General features: G+C 57.1%; 16 protein-coding genes. 7 read left to right on the top strand and 9 right to left on the bottom strand.

Annotated elements, in window-relative coordinates:
* Positions 1-110 precede the first annotated feature (110 nt).
* Entirely contained in the window at positions 111-1010 is a 900-nt protein-coding gene (locus IYV58_RS25965; protein ID WP_004126311.1) for a LysR family transcriptional regulator, read from the bottom strand.
* Positions 1011-1129: 119 nt separating this feature from the next.
* Here IYV58_RS25965 and IYV58_RS25960 point away from each other — a divergent pair, with 119 nt between their 5' ends.
* Complete coding sequence (locus IYV58_RS25960) at positions 1130-1888, top strand: SDR family NAD(P)-dependent oxidoreductase (RefSeq protein ID WP_004126309.1); 759 nt, start codon at positions 1130-1132, stop codon at positions 1886-1888.
* 361 nt (positions 1889-2249) lie between these two features.
* Positions 2250-2858, top strand: coding sequence for a response regulator transcription factor (locus tag IYV58_RS25955; protein ID WP_004126308.1), 609 nt, complete (start codon positions 2250-2252; stop codon positions 2856-2858).
* On the opposite strand, the gene IYV58_RS25950 is transcribed toward IYV58_RS25955, so the two are convergent.
* The 4 genes from IYV58_RS25950 to IYV58_RS25935 all read right to left on the bottom strand — a co-directional run bounded on the left by IYV58_RS25950 (position 2855) and on the right by IYV58_RS25935 (position 7022).
* Positions 2855-3283 carry a lysozyme gene (locus IYV58_RS25950; protein ID WP_004126306.1) on the bottom strand — a complete coding sequence of 143 codons (429 nt, stop codon included), beginning with the start codon at positions 3281-3283 and terminating at the stop codon, positions 2855-2857. The genes IYV58_RS25955 and IYV58_RS25950 overlap by 4 nt on opposite strands.
* 75 nt (positions 3284-3358) lie before the next feature.
* Positions 3359-3886: a GNAT family N-acetyltransferase gene (locus IYV58_RS25945; RefSeq protein ID WP_049114759.1), complete on the bottom strand. Its 528-nt coding sequence runs from the start codon at positions 3884-3886 to the stop codon at positions 3359-3361.
* A 68-nt stretch (positions 3887-3954) separates the two neighbouring features.
* Positions 3955-5607 carry an alpha,alpha-trehalase gene (locus IYV58_RS25940; protein ID WP_123828686.1) on the bottom strand — a complete coding sequence of 551 codons (1653 nt, stop codon included), beginning with the start codon at positions 5605-5607 and terminating at the stop codon, positions 3955-3957.
* Between the two features lie 266 nt (positions 5608-5873).
* Entirely contained in the window at positions 5874-7022 is a 1149-nt protein-coding gene (locus IYV58_RS25935; RefSeq protein ID WP_195729325.1) for an iron-containing alcohol dehydrogenase, read from the bottom strand.
* A 121-nt stretch (positions 7023-7143) separates the two neighbouring features.
* Between IYV58_RS25935 and IYV58_RS25930 the strand changes: the two genes are divergently transcribed.
* Positions 7144-7767 carry a glutathione S-transferase family protein gene (locus tag IYV58_RS25930; protein ID WP_004126298.1) on the top strand — a complete coding sequence of 208 codons (624 nt, stop codon included), beginning with the start codon at positions 7144-7146 and terminating at the stop codon, positions 7765-7767.
* A 50-nt stretch (positions 7768-7817) separates the two neighbouring features.
* On the opposite strand, the gene gorA is transcribed toward IYV58_RS25930, so the two are convergent.
* Together gorA and IYV58_RS25920 are read right to left on the bottom strand one after the other, a co-directional pair.
* Positions 7818-9170, bottom strand: coding sequence for a glutathione-disulfide reductase (gorA, locus tag IYV58_RS25925; RefSeq protein WP_087828574.1), 1353 nt, complete (start codon positions 9168-9170; stop codon positions 7818-7820).
* Between the two features lie 71 nt (positions 9171-9241).
* Positions 9242-10084, bottom strand: a complete 843-nt coding sequence (locus IYV58_RS25920; RefSeq protein WP_009651758.1) for a 23S rRNA (adenine(2030)-N(6))-methyltransferase RlmJ — start codon at positions 10082-10084, stop codon at positions 9242-9244.
* Positions 10085-10269: 185 nt separating this feature from the next.
* Between IYV58_RS25920 and IYV58_RS25915 the strand changes: the two genes are divergently transcribed.
* Complete coding sequence (locus IYV58_RS25915) at positions 10270-11541, top strand: acid phosphatase (protein ID WP_049114756.1); 1272 nt, start codon at positions 10270-10272, stop codon at positions 11539-11541.
* A gap of 167 nt (positions 11542-11708) precedes the next feature.
* Here the strand turns inward: IYV58_RS25915 and envZ are convergent, their stop codons facing one another.
* Both envZ and ompR read right to left on the bottom strand, forming a co-directional pair.
* On the bottom strand, positions 11709-13070 hold the full coding sequence (gene envZ, locus IYV58_RS25910; RefSeq protein ID WP_004126293.1) for a two-component system sensor histidine kinase EnvZ: 1362 nt from the start codon (positions 13068-13070) through the stop codon (positions 11709-11711).
* Positions 13067-13786 carry an osmolarity response regulator transcription factor OmpR gene (gene ompR, locus IYV58_RS25905; protein ID WP_001157751.1) on the bottom strand — a complete coding sequence of 240 codons (720 nt, stop codon included), beginning with the start codon at positions 13784-13786 and terminating at the stop codon, positions 13067-13069. Before ompR ends, envZ begins: the two co-directional genes overlap by 4 nt.
* 237 nt (positions 13787-14023) lie before the next feature.
* On the opposite strand from ompR, the gene greB reads away from it, so the two are divergent.
* The 3 genes from greB (at position 14024) to feoA (ending at position 17574) form a co-directional block, all read left to right on the top strand.
* Positions 14024-14503: a transcription elongation factor GreB gene (greB, locus tag IYV58_RS25900; RefSeq protein ID WP_004106676.1), complete on the top strand. Its 480-nt coding sequence runs from the start codon at positions 14024-14026 to the stop codon at positions 14501-14503.
* A 101-nt stretch (positions 14504-14604) separates the two neighbouring features.
* Positions 14605-16935: a Tex family protein gene (locus IYV58_RS25895; RefSeq protein ID WP_112165982.1), complete on the top strand. Its 2331-nt coding sequence runs from the start codon at positions 14605-14607 to the stop codon at positions 16933-16935.
* A 411-nt stretch (positions 16936-17346) separates the two neighbouring features.
* The gene (gene feoA / locus IYV58_RS25890; protein ID WP_004126281.1) at positions 17347-17574 is read left to right on the top strand and encodes a ferrous iron transporter A; all 228 of its coding nucleotides are present in this window, start codon (positions 17347-17349) and stop codon (positions 17572-17574) included.
* Positions 17575-17594 lie beyond the last annotated feature (20 nt).

Here is a 17594-nt window from a genome sequence, read left to right as displayed (position 1 = left end):
AAGTTGATAACGTGATGTTATAGCTGGTTTTTCATTCTGAGTCAGGCCTCATTCGGCATCCGGCAGAAAATATCGGCACGCTCTCAAATACGGATTTTTCATCATGCGGACTAATCAACGTAGTTTTTCATCAGCCCGCCGAGCCACTCCATAAACAGATGTACCCGCCGCGAGAGATTACGCCGGTGCGGGTAAATGAGCGACACCGGCAGCGGTTCGGCGCGGTAGTGGGGAAGAATTTCGATCAGTTCTCCGCTGCGCAGCATCTCGCGAACGCCTACCCGTGGAACCTGAATAATCCCCAGTCCTGCCAGACACGACGCCTGATAGGTCTCGGTACTATTGACCGTAAGCACGCCGCCCACTTTAACCCAGCGAACCGCGCCATCGCTGACCACTTCAAATCCGAGAGGACGAACGCCCAGATTGCTGGCGTAGTGGATCAGCGCATGATCCGCGAGATCGTCCAGCGACTGCGGATAGCCAAAGCGCGTCAGATACTGCGGGCTGGCGCAGTTAATTTGCGTGAGCTTACCCAGCGGCCGCGCGATCAGCCCGGAATCTTTCAGCGTACCGACGCGTACCACGCAGTCAAAGCCCTCGCGGACCACATCGACTAACCGATCGCTGCTGCTGAGCTCCAGTTCGATGCCCGGATACTGCTGCAAAAACGCCGGCAGCTGCGGAATGACCAGCTTTTTCGCGACTGCGACAGGCATGTCGATCCGCAGACGTCCGCTGATGCTGGAGGGGTCGAGCTGAAACATACCGTCGAGCTCATCAAGATTGCTCAGCAGGTCTCTGGCGCGTTCATAGTAAACCATGCCGTCCTGGGTTAGCTGCACCCGGCGGGTCGTGCGGTGCAGCAGGCGAGCGCCAAGGTGGCTCTCCAGCGCCTGAATCTGGCGCGATACGCTTCCTTTCGGCAGGCCAAGAGTGTCGGCGGCGCGGGAAAAACTTTCCAGCTCAGCTACCCTAATAAACAGCTGCATTGCGTGAATTTTATCCATCCCGGCGGCCTATTGTTGTTCAATAAGAAACAGTAAAACGTAATTTGCCATATTTATTGTTGTTATAGCAGCTAATAAGCTCTTCAACTATGCAAACGCAACCGAGAAGGGGTTTTCTGATGGCACAACGTATCGCTTTAGTCACCGGCGGCAGCCGTGGATTGGGAAAAAACGCCGCATTGAAACTGGCGGCGAAGGGAACTGATATTATTCTGACCTGGCGCAGTAACCGGCAGGATGCGCTGGACGTGGTGGCTGAAATTGAACGAACAGGCGTGAAAGCCGCGGCATTACCGTTAAACGTCGGTGATGTCGGCAGTTTCGATGCTTTTGCTCAGCAGGTGGCGGAGGTACTGCGGGAGCGCTGGAAACGGGATACCTTCGACTATTTATTGAACAATGCCGGAATTGGTCTGAATATTCCTTTTGCTGAAACCAGCGAAGCGCAGTTTGATGAATTAATGAACATCCAGTTTAAAGGGCCTTTCTTCCTCACCCAACGCCTGCTGCCGTTATTGCAGGACGGCGGGCGGATCCTCAATGTTTCCAGCGGGCTGGCGCGTTTTGCTCTCCCGGGCTACGCGGCCTATGCCTCAATGAAAGGGGCGATGGAGGTGCTGACGCGCTATCAGGCGAAAGAGCTGGGGGAACGCGGAATTTCGGTCAATATCATTGCGCCTGGCGCGATTGAAACCGATTTTGGCGGCGGCGTGGTGAGGGATAACGCCCAGGTTAATCAGCATATTGCCGCGCAAACGGCGCTGGGAAGAGTAGGGCTTCCGGATGATATTGGCGATGCCATCGCCGCGCTACTGAGCGATGACCTGCGCTGGATGAACGCCCAGCGCGTAGAAGTTTCAGGCGGGATGTTTTTGTGATTGAACGCCCCTCCATCAATGATGGCGGGGCAACGCGCATTTCATGCGTTTTCTTACTCCGTAACATACTTTCCTCACTTTGCCATCGCCTGCGTTTCCGGGGTCGTTTAAAATAGAGTAATTAATATTATGTTTTATTCTTTTCTTGCCTGGTAATTAAGGATTTCCTTAATTTAAATGTAATAATTATTGTGAATAAGTAATGGTATCAACAAGGCCTGTAACTATTCATTGTTATGATATTCAGTTAATCCTCTCTATCGGTAAAATGCCCCAGGCCAAACAGCGAGCGCTTATTTTACTTGCTGATATTCCCCTTCCCCCTGATTAAATCGGGCATTTCTTTGATGGAGAGAAATCCATGCAGGTAATTATGTTTGACAGGCAGTCGATATTTATTCATGGAATGAAAATTGGCCTTCAGCAATACATTCCTGAAATTGATCTTTTTGGCACCTGTCAGCCTGAACAGCTCTGGCAGACGCTGACGACGCACCCTGACGCGCTGCTCATTCTGGATGGTGATATGCACAGTGAGTTTTGCTGTTGGTTGTTGCAGGAAAAACAGCTTCGCTTCCCGCAATCTCAGGTACTGTTAATTGTTTCTGACAATAATAAGAACTGGCTACAGCGCGCGCTGTCTTACAATGTGCGGGCCATCGTGCAACGCGAGGAAGGTTTGCAAACTTTCGCTCAGGCGATCAACAGCGTACTGCAGGGGCTGCTCTGTTTACCGGGCGATTGGCTAATGACGGCGGATGCACGGGATAATAAATGGGTTCATTTAAGCCAGCGCCAGCGTGAGATTTTACAGCTGCTGGCCGCCGGTGATTCAAATAAAGAGATTAGCCGTACGTTAAATATTAGCGCCGGCACGGTAAAGGCCCACCTTGAGTCGCTCTATCGCCGGCTTGACGTGAAGAATCGTACCCAGGCGGCGATGATTTTTAATAGCATTAGCGAAACTTAATCGGTTCTGGCTTTGAATCGTGCGCACTCTTCGCGACGCTGTTCGCGTCCGCTGCGAATATTTTCCCATGCTTTAAGCGCCTCAGCGAACCGCTGCTGGTTAAGATGCGTCAAAACGAGATTAAGCGCCGGAGACGCTGGCCCGCAGCTAAAGGCTAAAGAGACCAGCGCATCATATTGCGCTTGATTAAGCGTAACCCGAAGGCTGCGCTTAAGCTCGCGCTGGCATTGCAGTAGATCCACGGTAAGTAAGGTCTCCGCGACCTCGCGCGTGAAGTGGCTGAACGTCTCGAAATCGTTGAGAACGTGGCCGTAGCCAATCACGCGCAGGCCGTTTTCGTCCCGATAGGGGACGAGCGATAATCCCTGGGCGCGCTTAATAAACTCGAGGCCCTGCAGGCTTAGCGGCGGTATCGTCGGGAACATTTATTGCCTTCCTCTGTTGTCGGCCTGCAGTGTAGAGGAAAAGTCCGTCGCGCCCTATTCGCCAGATGGCCCAGGCTAGTTGTAATCGCGGTGCAGCAGGCCAAAAAGCCAATCATTATGCCAGCGACCGTTGAGCCAGTAGCATTCGCGCAGCTCGCCTTCCTGATGAAAACCCACTTTTTGGAGCAGATTTTTTGACGCAAGGTTGCCCGCGGTGACGGTTGCCGTAAGCCGCCGGATGCCGCCCGTGGAGAAGGCGTAATCGCATAGCGCGCGCAGAGACTCATAGCCGTAACCCTGGCCCTGTGCATGGGGAGCGAATAGAAAACCCGCTTCAGCGCTGTCGGGGGCATGGTGATGATAACCGGTGAGGCCAAGGGGGGCGTGGGTATAGCGGTCGCGCACCACCAGGCACAGCCAGTGGGGCGCCCCCGGCGACCACGCGGGAAGCCGCGAATCAAAAGCGTCGCGAATTTCCGCTACCGGGCGAGGATCCGCGACGTAGAGCATGACCTCGGGGTCTTGCTGTAAGCTGAGAAAAAAGGGCCAGTCGTCAAGCTGCAGCGGCGAGCAGCGCAGGCGTGGGGTCATCAGTTCAGGCATGGCAGGGGTTCCGGCGAAAGTCGATGTCATGAACATAGCAGGACATCGACTCCTCGAATAGCGAGCTTTTACAAAGGCTCGCCGTACAGGCCGATAAGCCGGCGCACCACGCCGTTAGTCCAGCCGAACCCGTCCTGGAGGGGATATTCACCCCCTCCGCCTTCGTGGGGTGTGGCGCTGGCGATATGGTACTTTTCAATCAGCTTGTAGTGCTGTTTATAGTAATGATTCACCGTTTGCAGCCAGCTCTGCGCTATTTCATCGCCGAGCGGATCCTGGCCGTACATTTTAAAACCCTGTACCGCCATCCACTGCAGCGGCGCCCAGCCGTTGGGTTTATCCCACTGTTCGCCGCTTTCATATTCGGTCGCCATAATACCGCCCGGAGTGAGCAGGCGAGCGCGTACCGCGTCGGCGAGCCTGTCGGCCTGTTCATGGGTCGCCATGCCGACGTAGAGCGCGACGATGCTGGCGGCGGAAAACAGCGCCAGCTGCTCGCGGCGCCAGTCGTAATCGCGAAAACAGCCGCTTTCGTCATCCCACAGATAGCGGGTTACCGCCGCCCGGCGGTCGCTGGCCTTCTGGCGAAACGCGGCCTCTGTTTCCCGGTCGCCCTTGAGGCCGGAGAGGTTGGCGATGGTGTTCTCCAGCTTGAACAGAAAGGCGTTCAAATCGATGGGGATAAACTGGGTGGTGCGGATGCTCGCCAGCCGGGTGATATCCCGCAGCCAACGGCTGGAGTAATCCCAGCCGGACTCCGCCCCGGCGCGCAGGTCGCGATAGACCTCGTTTGGCGGGCGGCCGGAGTGTTTTGCCGTTTCGACATCTTCCCGCCATGACTCATCGCGCGGCGTATCGCGATCGTCCCAATAGCGGTTCAGCAGCGAGCCGTCCGGCATACGCACCACGTGGCGGTAGGCCTGATTGGGGATCAGCGATTCCGCGCCGTCCATCCAGAAGCTGTACTCCATCTGCAGATGGTCAAGGTACCGTTTAGCGCCGCGGACGCCATCTTCTTCAAATAGTTCAACCATCAGGGCAAACACCGGGGGCTGCGAGCGGCTGAGATAATAAGTGCGGTTGCCGTTGGGAATATGACCATAAATTTCAATCATCCACGCGAAGTTATCGGCCATACACTTCAGCAGATCTCCACGGCCGCTTTCCGCCAGCCCCAGCATGGTGAAGTAGGAATCCCAGTAGTAGGTTTCGCTAAAACGGCCGCCGGGAACAATATAAGACTGCGGCAGCGCCAGCAGCGACGACCAGGGAATATGATCCTGCGGCTCGCGGGTCAGCACGGGCCACAGGTTATCAATATGCTCTTTTAACGTTCGATTAGGATCGGAGACGTAATCCTCGGCGCGGCTATCCGGCAGCCAAAAGTGATCTTCAACGAACTGGCGGAGATCGAATCCGGGAGTGCGCCTTACGCGACGGTAGTGAATCAAAATATCCAGCGGGTCCTGCTTCGGCGCGCAGTCGGGGAAGGTTTTGCTATCGGCGAAAATGCGTGACTTCTGGACGTGAGCGAACAGTTCCAGGTAGCGATCGGCAGGGGTCAGGGCATCCGAGGCGGGCAGCCCTTCAATAATCTCCGGTTCGGGTTCGGCGTCGAACATTTCATCCAGCTTTAACTCATACGGATCGGCTTCGTAGCACGGATCGTTTTCGATCCTGAGCTCATCGTCATCAACGTTGCGTAATTTCTGGCTGAACATAGTGGTACGGACCTCCGGATTGCGTCAGTAGAGGATGCCGGGCGCGCCCGACCTGTCTATTAAGCTTAGACATTCGCAGCGGGAAACGAAAAGAGAAGTGTGAGGTATATCACGCTTTTTTCTAAACCTTCAGCCCGGGGTTTGTGCTTTAACTATTTGACCTGGCGCATTAAAACCGTTTTAACCGCTTCGTATTGTGCCGAAAAATTCGGAGATTTCGTTTTGCAACAAAATCTAAATTTCCGGGCGCTTTAGCAATAAAGCTCTTACTCCCACGCGGCTTCCAGCATCTCCAGCAGCTGCTCGCTGGTTAGCACGACCGGGTTAGCCTTCATTGATGACGAGCTGCTGGCGGCGAGAGCCGCGGGTTCCAGCGCTTCGCGGGGGACGCCGAGCTCGCGCAGGTTACCCAGCCCGGCGCGCTGGCTCCATTCGCGCAGGCTCTCCCAGGCGTCGTTCGGGTCAACGTCCAGCCCCGCCGCCAGCCACTGGCGTACGTCGGCAAAACGCTGGCGGATTTTTTCGTCATTAACCTGGGTTTCATTGAGCGCCAGGCCGAAGGGGAGCAGGCTGCCGCAAAGCGCGCCGTGGGCGGCGTTGCTCAGACCGCCTAAGGGGCCTGCCAGACCGTGAATCACGCCGAGGCCGGCATTGGCTAACGCCAGTCCGCCGCACAGGCTGACCCATGCCATCTCATCGCGGCTATCCTGGCACTCTTTTAGCATCAGCGTTCTGAGCGCTTTGATGCCGCGTGGGATCGCCTCCCGGCAGAGAGCGTCGGTAAAAGGATTCGCCCGGGTGCACAGCCACGGCTCAATCACCTGGGTGATGGCGTCGAGACCGGAGGCGAGAGTCACCGCGCGCGGGGTATTGTCGGTGAGCGACGGGTCGACAATCGACAGGTCCGGCAGCATGCGGTCATCGCGCAGGCTGACCTTGCGCTGCTGCTCGGGGACGTTGATCACCGCGTTCTTTGTGACTTCCGCCCCGGTACCGGCCGTGGTGGGAATGGCGACGAACGGCAGCGGATTGGTTTCCAACAGCCGCCCGGAGCCCACCACTTCCAGATATTCGATAGCGGGCCCCTGAGCGGGAACCAGCGCCGCAATCGCTTTGCCCGCATCAATAACCGCGCCGCCGCCGAGGCTGACCACTGCGCCGACGCCTTTTTCCCGCGCCAGACGAACGCCCCGTTCAATATCCTGCAGGTCGGGTTCATGGGCGATAGACAGCGTGGTGACGTGCAACTGGTGAGCGTGGAGTTCGCTTAACAAAAACTCTGCGCGCTGCAGGCTGGCGCCGTGAACCAGCAGTATCTGCGCGGAGCGTCCAGCGAGCCAGGGCGCGGCGCTACGAGCAAGGCCGCGTCCAAAGCGGATATTGCCCGGTGTTAAAACGTTAAAAGAGGTCAACATGTCGGGTAACCTGTCCTGGAGAAAAATCGTGCAATCCACTATACACATTATCCGGGTGTACATGCGTCGCCGATGCAGTATTGTGAAACAACTATCTCTTTTGATTGAGGAATTGCTGAGAATGCTAAAAATACTGGGCAAACGCTCATCAATTAACGTGCGTAAAGTGCTGTGGACCTGCGAGGAAGCGGGACTTGAGTATCAGCAGGAGGATTACGGCAGCGGGTTTCAGTCCATCGAGACGCCTGAGTTTCGCGCCCTTAACCCGAACAGCCTGGTGCCCGTACTGCTGGATGACGACTTTGTGCTGTGGGAGTCGAACAGCATCTGCCGCTACCTGGCGCGCAAAGCCGGGCGGGAAGACCTGCTCCCTACGGCGCCGCGGGCTGCCGCCGAGGTTGAGCACTGGATGGACTGGCAGGCAACGGAATTTAACACGGCCTGGCGCTACGCCTTTATGGGGCTGGTGCGCAAGGACCCGCGCTTCCAGGACTCGGCGGCTATCAAAGAGAGTATCGCCGCCTGGACCCGCTGCGTGCAGATCGTTAATACGCAGCTGCAGCAAACCGGGGCATGGGTTGCCGGTAGCGAGTTTTCGCTGGCGGATATTGTCCTTGGCCTGTCGGTGCATCGCTGGAAAATGACGCCGTTCGCGCATCCTGAAATGGCGGAAGTGGAGCGCTGGTATATGGCGCTGAATCAGCGGCCGGCGTTTAAGCGCCACGGCAATAACGGCGTGGCGTAGAGATAAAAAAGAAGCTCCGGAGAGCTTCTTTTTCATGCGTGGTGCCCGTCTTAGCGCATCGTCACAAACTCTTCCGCGGCGGTTGGGTGGATCGCCACGGTATTGTCGAAGTCTTTCTTGGTTGCGCCCATCTTCAGCGCCACCGCGAAGCCCTGCAGCATCTCGTCCATCCCGAAGCCGATACCGTGAATACCGACAATCTTCTCTTCCGGGCCGACGCAGACCAGCTTCATGCGGCACGGCTGGCGGTGTGAAGTCACGGCGGTATACATGGCGGTGAAAGAGGATTTATACACTTTCACCGCTTCATCGCCGTACTGCTCGCGCGCCTGCGGCTCGGTTAAGCCGACGGTGCCGATAGGCGGATGGCTGAACACCACGGTCGGGATGTTGCTGTAGTCCAGATGTTCGTCCGGCTTGTTGTTAAACAGACGCTCGGAGAGACGACGGCCTGCGGCGACGGCGACCGGGGTCAGCTCGACGGCGCCGGTATTATCGCCGACGGCGTAAATACCCGGAACGCTGGTGTTCTGCAACTTATCGACGACGATATAGCCTTTATCGTTAGTTTCCACTCCGGTCGCGGCGAGGTTGAAGTTATCGGTCGCCGGTTCGCGACCGATCGCCCAAATCAGGCAGTCCACGGTCTGGCTGCGGCCATCTTCCAGTTCCAGGGTCAGGCTGCCGTCGGCGTTCTTCACTACCGCTTGCGGAATGGCGTTGGTGTGCAGCTGCGGGCCTTCGGCGTTCATTACCTCAACCAGCGTTTCCACGATCAGCGGATCGAAGCTACGCAGCGGCGCGTGTTTACGCACGAACAGGTGGGTCTCCGCGCCCAGGCCGTTAATCACGCCCGCCAGCTCAACGGCGATATAGCCCGCGCCGACAACCGCAACGCGTTTCGGCAGGGCCGGCAGTTCGAAGAAACCATCGGAATCAATCCCGTATTCGACGCCGGGAATGTTCGGATGGCTCGGGCGGCCGCCAGTGGCGATCAGAATATGATCGGCGGTTATCGTCTCGCCGTTGACTTCGATGGTTTTCGCATCGACAAAACGGGCGAAGCCTTTAATCACGTCGACCTTATTTTTGCCCAGCACGTTATCGTACGAGGTATGGATACGATCGATATAGGCGCTACGGCTGGCGACCAGCTTGTCCCAATCGAAATGATTGATCGTGGTATCAAAACCGTAATCCGGGCCATACAGATGGATAGCTTCGCGAATCTGCGCCGCATGCCACATCACTTTCTTCGGCACGCAGCCGACGTTTACGCAGGTACCGCCCAGGTCTTTGGCTTCAATCAGCGCGCACTTCTGGCCGTACATAGCGGCACGGTTAATGGAGGCGATACCGCCGCTGCCGCCGCCAATGGCGATATAGTCATAATGCTTGCTCATGAGTCTTATCCTTAATGTCTGATTGGCGCGATTGTATACCTGAAATCAATAGTTTCCACCGATGACTGCGATTACTCAGGCACGATCCAGCTGACGGTGGTATGGCCGATACCGGTCGGCACCAGCTTTTTATGCAGCCACGGCAGAACGTTGTTCATCTGCTGCTCCAGCTTCCACGGCGGGTTGATGACGATCATCCCGGAGGCGGTCATTCCGCGCTGGTCGCTGTCCGGACGCACCGCCAGCTCGATTTGCAGAATTTTGCGAATGCCGGTGGCCTCTAACTCTTTGATCATGCGCTTAATCTGCGCCCGTAGCACCACCGGATACCACAGCGCGTAGGTGCCGGTGGCAAAGCGTTTGTAGCCTTCATGAATACCGGTCACGACCGCCTGGTAATCGCTTTTGATTTCGTAAGGCGGGTCGATCAGCACTAGTCCACGGCGAGACACCGGCGGCAGCTTAGACTTCAGCTGCTGATAGCCATCGGTTTTTTCAACCCGGGCGCGGTCGTCTTTCTGAAACTCGGCGCGCAGTAGCGGAAAATCGCTGGGATGCAGTTCGGTCATCTGCAGGCTGTCCTGCTCGCGCAGCAGCTGGCGAGCAATCAGCGGCGAGCCGGGGTAGTAGCGCAGCTGGCCGCTACGGTTGAAGTGCTGAACGACGGAGATATACGGCTCCAGCTCGGCGGGCAGGTCATCCTGCTGCCAGATGCGGGCGATGCCTTCGAGATATTCACCGGTACGCTCGGCGTGTTCGCTGCTCAGCTGATAGCGGCCTGCGCCGGCGTGGGTGTCCAGATAAAGAAACGGTTTTTCTTTCTCTTTGAGCGATTCAATGATCAGGCTCTGAACGGTGTGTTTAAGAACGTCGGCGTGGTTGCCTGCGTGAAAGCTATGACGATAACTGAGCATGGATACGGTGATTCCGGGATTTAGACAAGATTACCGATAGTTTACCGCAGATCGGCCTGGATTACCGCCGCGCTGTTTCCATTCCGCTTAAAGCGTTGCAAAACATAACCGTGTCATAAAAGCATCAAAGAGAAGGGCTAGCGTCACGTAAAGGCAAGGTAATGGTTTGAATAAAAGGAAAAATAATGAAACTGCACATCACGCTACTCGCATCGGCGTTAATGCTGGCGCTGCCGGCGCTGGCGAAAGAGGTTCCTTTGAATCAGGCGGCGGCAATCGCCAACGGCGTGACGCCAGCCGCCGCCAGCCCGGTGTTTGATGCGCTGGAGAGCCAAAGCCTGTCGCAGCTGCGCAACGCGCTGAAGGGCGATGCGGTAACTCTGACTCGCGACCAGCTCGAACACGCCAGACAGAATAAAACCCAGGCGGATACCGCATGGCTGAAGGCCAGCGGTTATGACTTCCAGGCAAAAGCCAACCAGCAGGCGGGTATTGCGCTGCTCTCGGCGTTCACTACGTTGCCGAAGGCGGTAATTGAGCAAAATCTGGCGACGGTCACCGCCATCAATCGCGATGCCGTACAGACCTCCCGACATCAGGCGCTGGCGGATGCCGAGGGCATCGGCTATCTCTACTTCCTCAGCGATGCGCTGGGGCCGCGTCTCGGCAAAGCGTTCCTCGCCGCCTACGACAAAGGCGAGCTCGGTAAGGCGGCGGCGCTGATCAAAGCGTCTGAAGTGAGTACCGGGGCGGCGAAAAAGCACTTTAACAACCCGCGCCCGTTCCTGATTCAGGGCAATACCATCCATCTGGTGCCGGACGATGTGGTCGTTAAGGACAATGAGCCCTATACCGCCGACGGCGGCTCGTTTCCGAGCGGGCACACCAACACTGGCTATACCGACGCTCTGCTGATGGCGGAGATGATCCCGGAGCGCTTCGACGCGCTAGTGACCCGCGGCGCCCGCTATGGCTATTCGCGCATCGTGCTGGGTGTGCATTATCCGCTGGACGTGATGGGTTCGCGGATGGTGGCGCAGCGCAACGTCGCCCACTATTTGAATGACGCGAAGTATCGCGGGCTGTTTAATGAGGCGCGCGACCAGCTGCGCGCCGCGCTGGAGAAGGAGTGCGGCACGACGCTGGCGGAGTGCGCTAAGGTGCCTGCAAAAGACGATCCGTATAGCGACCCGGCGATGAAGGCGTTTTATCGCTTTACCATGACCTACGATCTGCCGCAGCAGAAGGGCGAAAAACCGAGCCTGAAGGTGCCGCAGGGGGCTGAAGTGCTGCTGGAGGCTGCGTTACCGAATCTGTCCGCCGCGCAGCGTCGGGCGCTGATGGTCAAAACGGCGCTGCCCGCAGGGTATCCGCTCTCCGGTGAGAACGACGCTCAGCAGTTCTGGCAGCGGCTGAATCTGCCGGCGGCGTATCAGATGGCGAATAAAGCGCATTAAACGTAACGCGATTGGGGCTTGTCCCGGAGGCAGCGCTGTCGCACCTGTCCCGGCTACAAAGGCGATGCGGGGTTTGCAGGAGCCGCTGTTCCGGTAGGCCCGGGCAAGCGTAGCGCCGCCGGGCGGTTTTATGTGGGCGTACCGGATGGGGTTGGTTTAAGGTCGATCTAGCTCTCTTTTGAGGATTTTACCGCAGGCAGAGCGCGGTTCATCGGTACCGGCAGCCAGGCGCGAATTAATAATCCGCCGCGTTCGCTGGAGCCAAGTTCCAGCTTACCGTTATGGTTATCGATAATGCGCTGAACGATAGCCAGGCCGAGTCCGGTTCCGCTAATCGTTCGGGCGCTATCGCCGCGCACGAACGGCTGGAACAAATGCTCACGCTGCTCCGGTTTAATCCCTGGACCGTCATCTTCTACCTGGAACCAGGCCCGGTTCCCCTCGCTGCCGCTGCTGACTTTAATCCAGCCGTTGCCATAGCGGGCGGCGTTGACCACCATATTCGCCAGCGCGCGTTTGATGGAGAGCGGATGCACGCGCAGTGGGATCTCGCCCGGCTGCAGATCGGTGGCGATCTCTCGCTCGTAGCCGCTCTCCGCCGCAATCACTTCCCCCAGCACCGCGTTAAGGTCCGTCAGCTCCATCGGCATCTCCTGACCGGTGCGCAGGTAGTCGATAAACTGTTCAATAATGGCGTTACACTCTTCGATATCTTTATTAATCGACTCGGCGAGGTAGCCGTCCTCTTCGCCCATCATCTCCGTCGCCAGACGAATACGCGTGAGAGGGGTGCGTAAATCATGGCTGACGCCGGCCATCAGCAGCGTACGGTCGTCCGCCAACTGCTTCACGCCAGCCGCCATATGGTTAAAAGCGCGGGTCACCGACCGCACTTCCGATGCGCCGTATTCGCGCAGCGGCGGGGGAATAATGCCTCGCCCGACCTGCAGCGCCGCGTGCTCCAGGTCGACCAGCGGTCGGTTCTGAATACGAATAAAGAGCCAGGCGCCGCCGATCGCCAGCAGCATGATGGCAAGGGTGTAGCGGAACAGCGGCGAGAAGTCGCCCTGGTGGATTTCGGTCAGCGGTACGCGCACCCAGATATTGGGGGAGAGCCAGGTTTTCAGCCACACCACGGGCGAGCTTTTATTCACTTCCACCCGCACTTCGGTCGGCCCGCCGAGCTGGTGCGCCATCTGCTGACTTAAGAATTCATAATGCTGCGCCCAGCGCAGGCCTGCGTCTTCCGCCGCTTCGTTGGAATAGAGCGAAATGCCCAGCTCGCGGTAAATCTCGCGGCGAAACGCCGGCGGCACCACCAGCTGGGTGCCGTCTTCCAGCTGCAGTTTATCGGTCATCAGCATACGCACTTCGTAGGCCAGAACCTTATTAAACTGCTGGAGACTGGGCAGGATCGCGAAATTCAGCACCACTAAATAGGTCGTCACCAGGCTGGCGAACAGCAGGGTGACGATCAGTAACAGGGTACGGGCAAACGAGCTTCGCGGCGAAAAGCGCACGCGTTTCATGCCTTAGAGCCGTCCGGGACGAAAACGTAGCCCAGGCCCCAAACGGTCTGGATATAGCGAGGATGCGCCGGGTCTTCTTCCACCATGCGGCGCAGGCGGGAGATCTGTACGTCGATGGAACGTTCCATGGCCGAATATTCACGGCCGCGGGCGAGGTTCATCAGCTTATCGCGGGATAAGGGTTCGCGCGGATGGCTCACCAGCGCTTTCAGTACCGCGAATTCACCGCTGGTCAGCGGCATAGGCTCATCTTCGCGGAACATCTCGCGGGTGCCGAGGTTCAGCTTGAACTTACCAAAGGCGATCACCGCCTCTTCCTGCGAAGGCGCGCCCGGCAGTTCGTTAGCCTGGCGGCGCAGCACGGCGCGGATACGGGCCAGCAGCTCGCGCGGGTTGAACGGTTTTGGGATGTAGTCGTCGGCGCCGATTTCCAGGCCCACGATACGGTCAACTTCTTCCCCTTTCGCCGTGACCATAATGATCGGCATCGGGTTGCTCTGGCTGCGCAGGCGGCGGCAAATGGACAGGCCATCTTCGCCCGGCAGCATGAGATCCAGCACCATGAGGTGGAAGGATTCACGGGTCAGCAGGCGATCCATCTGTTCAGCGTTCGCCACGCTACGAACCTGGAAGCCCTGCTCGGTCAGATAACGTTCGAGTAGCGCACGCAGGCGCATGTCGTCATCGACAACCAGAATCTTATAATTCTCTTGCATTGTTTATACTCCCAAAGGTTCACTGCAATTGTCAGTACGTATTCTCAAAAAAGCCCGGGTCGCCCACCAGCGAAATCTGGTATATATTCCAGGCTAAATTGTTACAAAGCATATTTAACAGCAGCTTAAGTATACATTTAAGCATAAGACACATTATTTATCCTGTTGCTATGATGACGTGCGACGAATTGTGCGCAGCATTGCACAAAGATCTGTAATCAGGAGCCGGAACCTTCGATGAAAACGCCGCTGATCACCCGTGAAGGGTATGAAAAACTGAAGAAAGAGATGGATACTCTGTGGCGCGAAGAACGTCCGGAAGTCACCAAAAAAGTGACCTGGGCGGCGAGCCTCGGCGACCGCAGTGAAAACGCCGATTACCAATACAATAAAAAGCGCCTGCGTGAAATTGACCGCCGGGTGCGCTACCTGACCAAGTGCCTTGAGCAGCTGAAAATCGTTGATTATTCGCCGCAGCAGGAGGGGAAGGTCTTTTTCGGCGCATGGGTGGAGATTGAAAACGATGCGGGCGAGACGAAGCGTTTCCGGATTGTCGGCTACGATGAAATCTTTGGCCGCAACGACTACATCTCCATTGATTCGCCAATGGCGCGCGCGCTGCTGAAAAAAGAGGTCGGCGATTTAGCTATCGTGAACACCCCCGCGGGCGAGGCGGCCTGGTACGTGAACGAAATTGAATACGTCAAAGCCAAATAGGCCCGGAACATTCCGAGAGGCTTTGGTCGCGGCTGGCATTTTAGCGTGTCAGTCCGTATAACTATCCCCCTGATTTTTGATCCTAAAGATGAATTAAACCGATGATGAATGATTCGCTCTGCCGCATTATTGCGGGTGAACTTCAGGCCAGAGCTGAACAGGTAGAAGCTGCCGTTCGCCTGCTTGATGAAGGGAACACCGTGCCGTTTATCGCACGCTATCGTAAAGAAGTCACCGGCGGTCTGGATGACACGCAGCTGCGTAATCTGGAAACCCGCCTCGGTTATCTGCGTGAACTCGAAGATCGCCGTCAGGCAATCCTGAAGTCCATCGGCGAACAGGGCAAACTGACCGAGGCGCTGGAAAAAGCCATCAACGGGACCTTGAGTAAGACCGAACTCGAAGACCTCTACCTGCCGTACAAACCGAAGCGCCGCACCCGCGGACAGATCGCCATTGAGGCAGGGCTGGAGCCGCTGGCTGAGCTGCTGTGGAACGAACCGTCCCACGACCCGGAAACCGAAGCCGCCAAATATATCGACGCCGATAAAGGCGTCGCGGACAGCAAAGCCGCTCTCGACGGCGCGCGCTATATCCTGATGGAGCGCTTTGCGGAAGACGCCGCCCTGCTGGCAAAAGTGCGTGACTATCTATGGAAAAACGCCCACCTGGTGGCGACCGTCGTCAGCGGTAAGGAAGAGGAAGGGGCGAAATTCCGCGACTACTTCGACCATCACGAACCGATCGCCACCGTGCCGTCGCACCGCGCGCTGGCGATGTTCCGCGGCCGCAACGAAGGCGTGCTGCAGCTCTCTTTAAATGCCGACCCGCAGTTCGACGAGCCGCCGAAAGAGAGCCATGGCGAGCAAATCATTATCGACCATCTCGGCCTGCGCCTGAACAACGCCCCGGCGGACAGCTGGCGTAAGGGCGTGGTGAGCTGGACGTGGCGCATCAAGGTGCTGATGCACCTCGAAACCGAACTGATGGGTACCGTACGCGAACGTGCGGAAGATGAGGCAATTAACGTCTTCGCCCGCAATCTGCACGACCTGCTGATGGCCGCGCCGGCCGGGCTGCGCGCCACCATGGGCCTCGATCCGGGTCTGCGCACCGGCGTTAAAGTCGCCGTTGTTGACGGTACCGGCAAGCTGGTGGCTACCGATACCATCTACCCGCATACCGGGCAGGCCGCTAAAGCGGCGGTGGCGGTTGCCGCGCTGTGTGAAAAGTACAACGTTGAGCTGGTGGCTATCGGCAACGGTACCGCTTCGCGTGAAACCGAGCGTTTCTTCCTCGACGTGCAGAAGCAGTTCCCGAAAGTGACCGCGCAAAAGGTTATCGTCAGCGAAGCGGGCGCGTCCGTGTATTCCGCCTCCGAGCTGGCGGCGCTGGAGTTCCCGGATCTCGATGTTTCCCTGCGCGGCGCGGTCTCTATCGCCCGTCGTCTGCAGGACCCGTTGGCCGAGCTGGTGAAGATCGATCCGAAATCTATCGGCGTCGGCCAGTATCAGCACGATGTCAGCCAGACCCAGCTGGCGCGTAAGCTGGACGCGGTGGTGGAAGACTGCGTGAATGCCGTCGGCGTCGACCTGAACACCGCTTCCGTCCCGCTGCTCACCCGCGTTGCCGGTCTGACCCGCATGATGGCGCAGAATATCGTCTCCTGGCGCGATGAGAACGGTCAGTTCCAGAACCGCCAGCAGCTGCTGAAGGTGAGTCGTCTGGGGCCGAAAGCGTTTGAGCAGTGCGCAGGCTTCCTGCGCATCAACCACGGCGACAACCCGCTGGATGCCTCAACCGTGCACCCGGAAGCGTATCCGGTGGTGGAGCGCATTCTGGCGGCGACTCAGCAGGCGCTGAAAGATTTGATGGGCAACAGCGGCGAACTGCGTAATCTGAAAGCCGTTGATTTCACCGATGAGAAATTCGGCGTGCCGACGGTGACCGACATCATCAAAGAGCTGGAAAAACCGGGCCGCGACCCGCGTCCGGAGTTTAAAACCGCCCAGTTCGCCGATGGCGTAGAGACCATGAACGACCTGCTGCCGGGGATGATCCTCGAAGGCGCGGTGACCAACGTCACCAACTTCGGCGCGTTTGTCGATATCGGCGTTCACCAGGACGGCCTGGTGCATATCTCTTCCCTGTCGAATAAGTTCGTTGAAGATCCGCACACGGTGGTCAAAGCGGGCGATATCGTGAAGGTCAAAGTGATGGAAGTCGACCTGCCGAGGAAGCGTATCGCGCTGACGATGCGTCTGGACGAACAGCCTGGCGACAGCAACGCGCGCCGCGGCGGCGGAAGCGATCGTCCTCAGGGTAACCGCCCGGCGGCGAAGGCCGCTAAACCTCGCGGTCGCGAAGCGCAGCCAGCGGGCAACAGCGCGATGATGGACGCGCTGGCGGCGGCAATGGGTAAAAAACGCTAGTCTCTTTCCGGCCCCTTTTCTGAGGGGCCGTTTCTCCTCTGCTCTTCGCCATATTGCGCAAACAAGCATCAGTATTTTCTTATAACCTCTTAATAAGCGCGAATTGCGGATAATGAGATTATTATTTTCATTTCATTAACCAATGACACCTTTATTAAACATTTGCTAAGCAGAAATAATGATTCTCGCTACGGCCATGACAAAATAGAGTTTGCTCAATATCAACAAATGCTCAATTTTCTGTTTAAAAAAAGAATCGAGCGCATTATATGTATTGATGATAAAAACTATTCTCATTATCATTATTTCCATTGAATATTTTTTATTCTTCGTTGGCTACGGTCCCTGGCGCCGCGTTTCCGGCGCATACGGAAAACTCTCTTTTCAGTTGGCGATAAACAAGTAGGTCCTATGCAATTCACACCTGATAGTGCGTGGAAAATCACCGGCTTCTCCCGCGATATTAGTCCGGCATATCGGCAGAAGCTGCTGTCCCTCGGGATGCTGCCGGGGTCGTCTTTTAATGTGGTCCGCGTGGCGCCGCTCGGCGACCCTATTCATATTGAAACCCGACGCGTTAGCCTGGTATTACGTAAAAAGGATCTTGCGTTAATTGAGCTGGAAGCGGTTGCACAATAATGCCTGACCGGCACTAAGAG

The sequence above is a fragment of the Klebsiella sp. BDA134-6 genome, from assembly GCF_015601345.1.
In the GTDB taxonomy this organism is placed as follows: domain Bacteria; phylum Pseudomonadota; class Gammaproteobacteria; order Enterobacterales; family Enterobacteriaceae; genus Klebsiella; species Klebsiella grimontii.
This window is presented reverse-complemented; position numbering and strand designations above follow the sequence as displayed.

Excerpts from the sequence above, each read along its gene's own strand:
- IYV58_RS25965 (WP_004126311.1), bottom strand. The coding sequence starts at position 1,010 with ATGGATAAAATTCACGCAATGCAGCTGTTTATTAGGGTAGCTGAGCTG.
- IYV58_RS25960 (WP_004126309.1), top strand. The coding sequence starts at position 1,130 with ATGGCACAACGTATCGCTTTAGTCACCGGCGGCAGCCGTGGATTGGGA.
- IYV58_RS25955 (WP_004126308.1), top strand. The coding sequence starts at position 2,250 with ATGCAGGTAATTATGTTTGACAGGCAGTCGATATTTATTCATGGAATG.
- IYV58_RS25950 (WP_004126306.1), bottom strand. The coding sequence starts at position 3,283 with ATGTTCCCGACGATACCGCCGCTAAGCCTGCAGGGCCTCGAGTTTATT.
- IYV58_RS25945 (WP_049114759.1), bottom strand. The coding sequence starts at position 3,886 with ATGCCTGAACTGATGACCCCACGCCTGCGCTGCTCGCCGCTGCAGCTT.
- IYV58_RS25940 (WP_123828686.1), bottom strand. The coding sequence starts at position 5,607 with ATGTTCAGCCAGAAATTACGCAACGTTGATGACGATGAGCTCAGGATC.
- IYV58_RS25935 (WP_195729325.1), bottom strand. The coding sequence starts at position 7,022 with ATGTTGACCTCTTTTAACGTTTTAACACCGGGCAATATCCGCTTTGGA.
- IYV58_RS25930 (WP_004126298.1), top strand. The coding sequence starts at position 7,144 with ATGCTAAAAATACTGGGCAAACGCTCATCAATTAACGTGCGTAAAGTG.
- gorA (WP_087828574.1), bottom strand. The coding sequence starts at position 9,170 with ATGAGCAAGCATTATGACTATATCGCCATTGGCGGCGGCAGCGGCGGT.
- IYV58_RS25920 (WP_009651758.1), bottom strand. The coding sequence starts at position 10,084 with ATGCTCAGTTATCGTCATAGCTTTCACGCAGGCAACCACGCCGACGTT.
- IYV58_RS25915 (WP_049114756.1), top strand. The coding sequence starts at position 10,270 with ATGAAACTGCACATCACGCTACTCGCATCGGCGTTAATGCTGGCGCTG.
- envZ (WP_004126293.1), bottom strand. The coding sequence starts at position 13,070 with ATGAAACGCGTGCGCTTTTCGCCGCGAAGCTCGTTTGCCCGTACCCTG.
- ompR (WP_001157751.1), bottom strand. The coding sequence starts at position 13,786 with ATGCAAGAGAATTATAAGATTCTGGTTGTCGATGACGACATGCGCCTG.
- greB (WP_004106676.1), top strand. The coding sequence starts at position 14,024 with ATGAAAACGCCGCTGATCACCCGTGAAGGGTATGAAAAACTGAAGAAA.
- IYV58_RS25895 (WP_112165982.1), top strand. The coding sequence starts at position 14,605 with ATGATGAATGATTCGCTCTGCCGCATTATTGCGGGTGAACTTCAGGCC.
- feoA (WP_004126281.1), top strand. The coding sequence starts at position 17,347 with ATGCAATTCACACCTGATAGTGCGTGGAAAATCACCGGCTTCTCCCGC.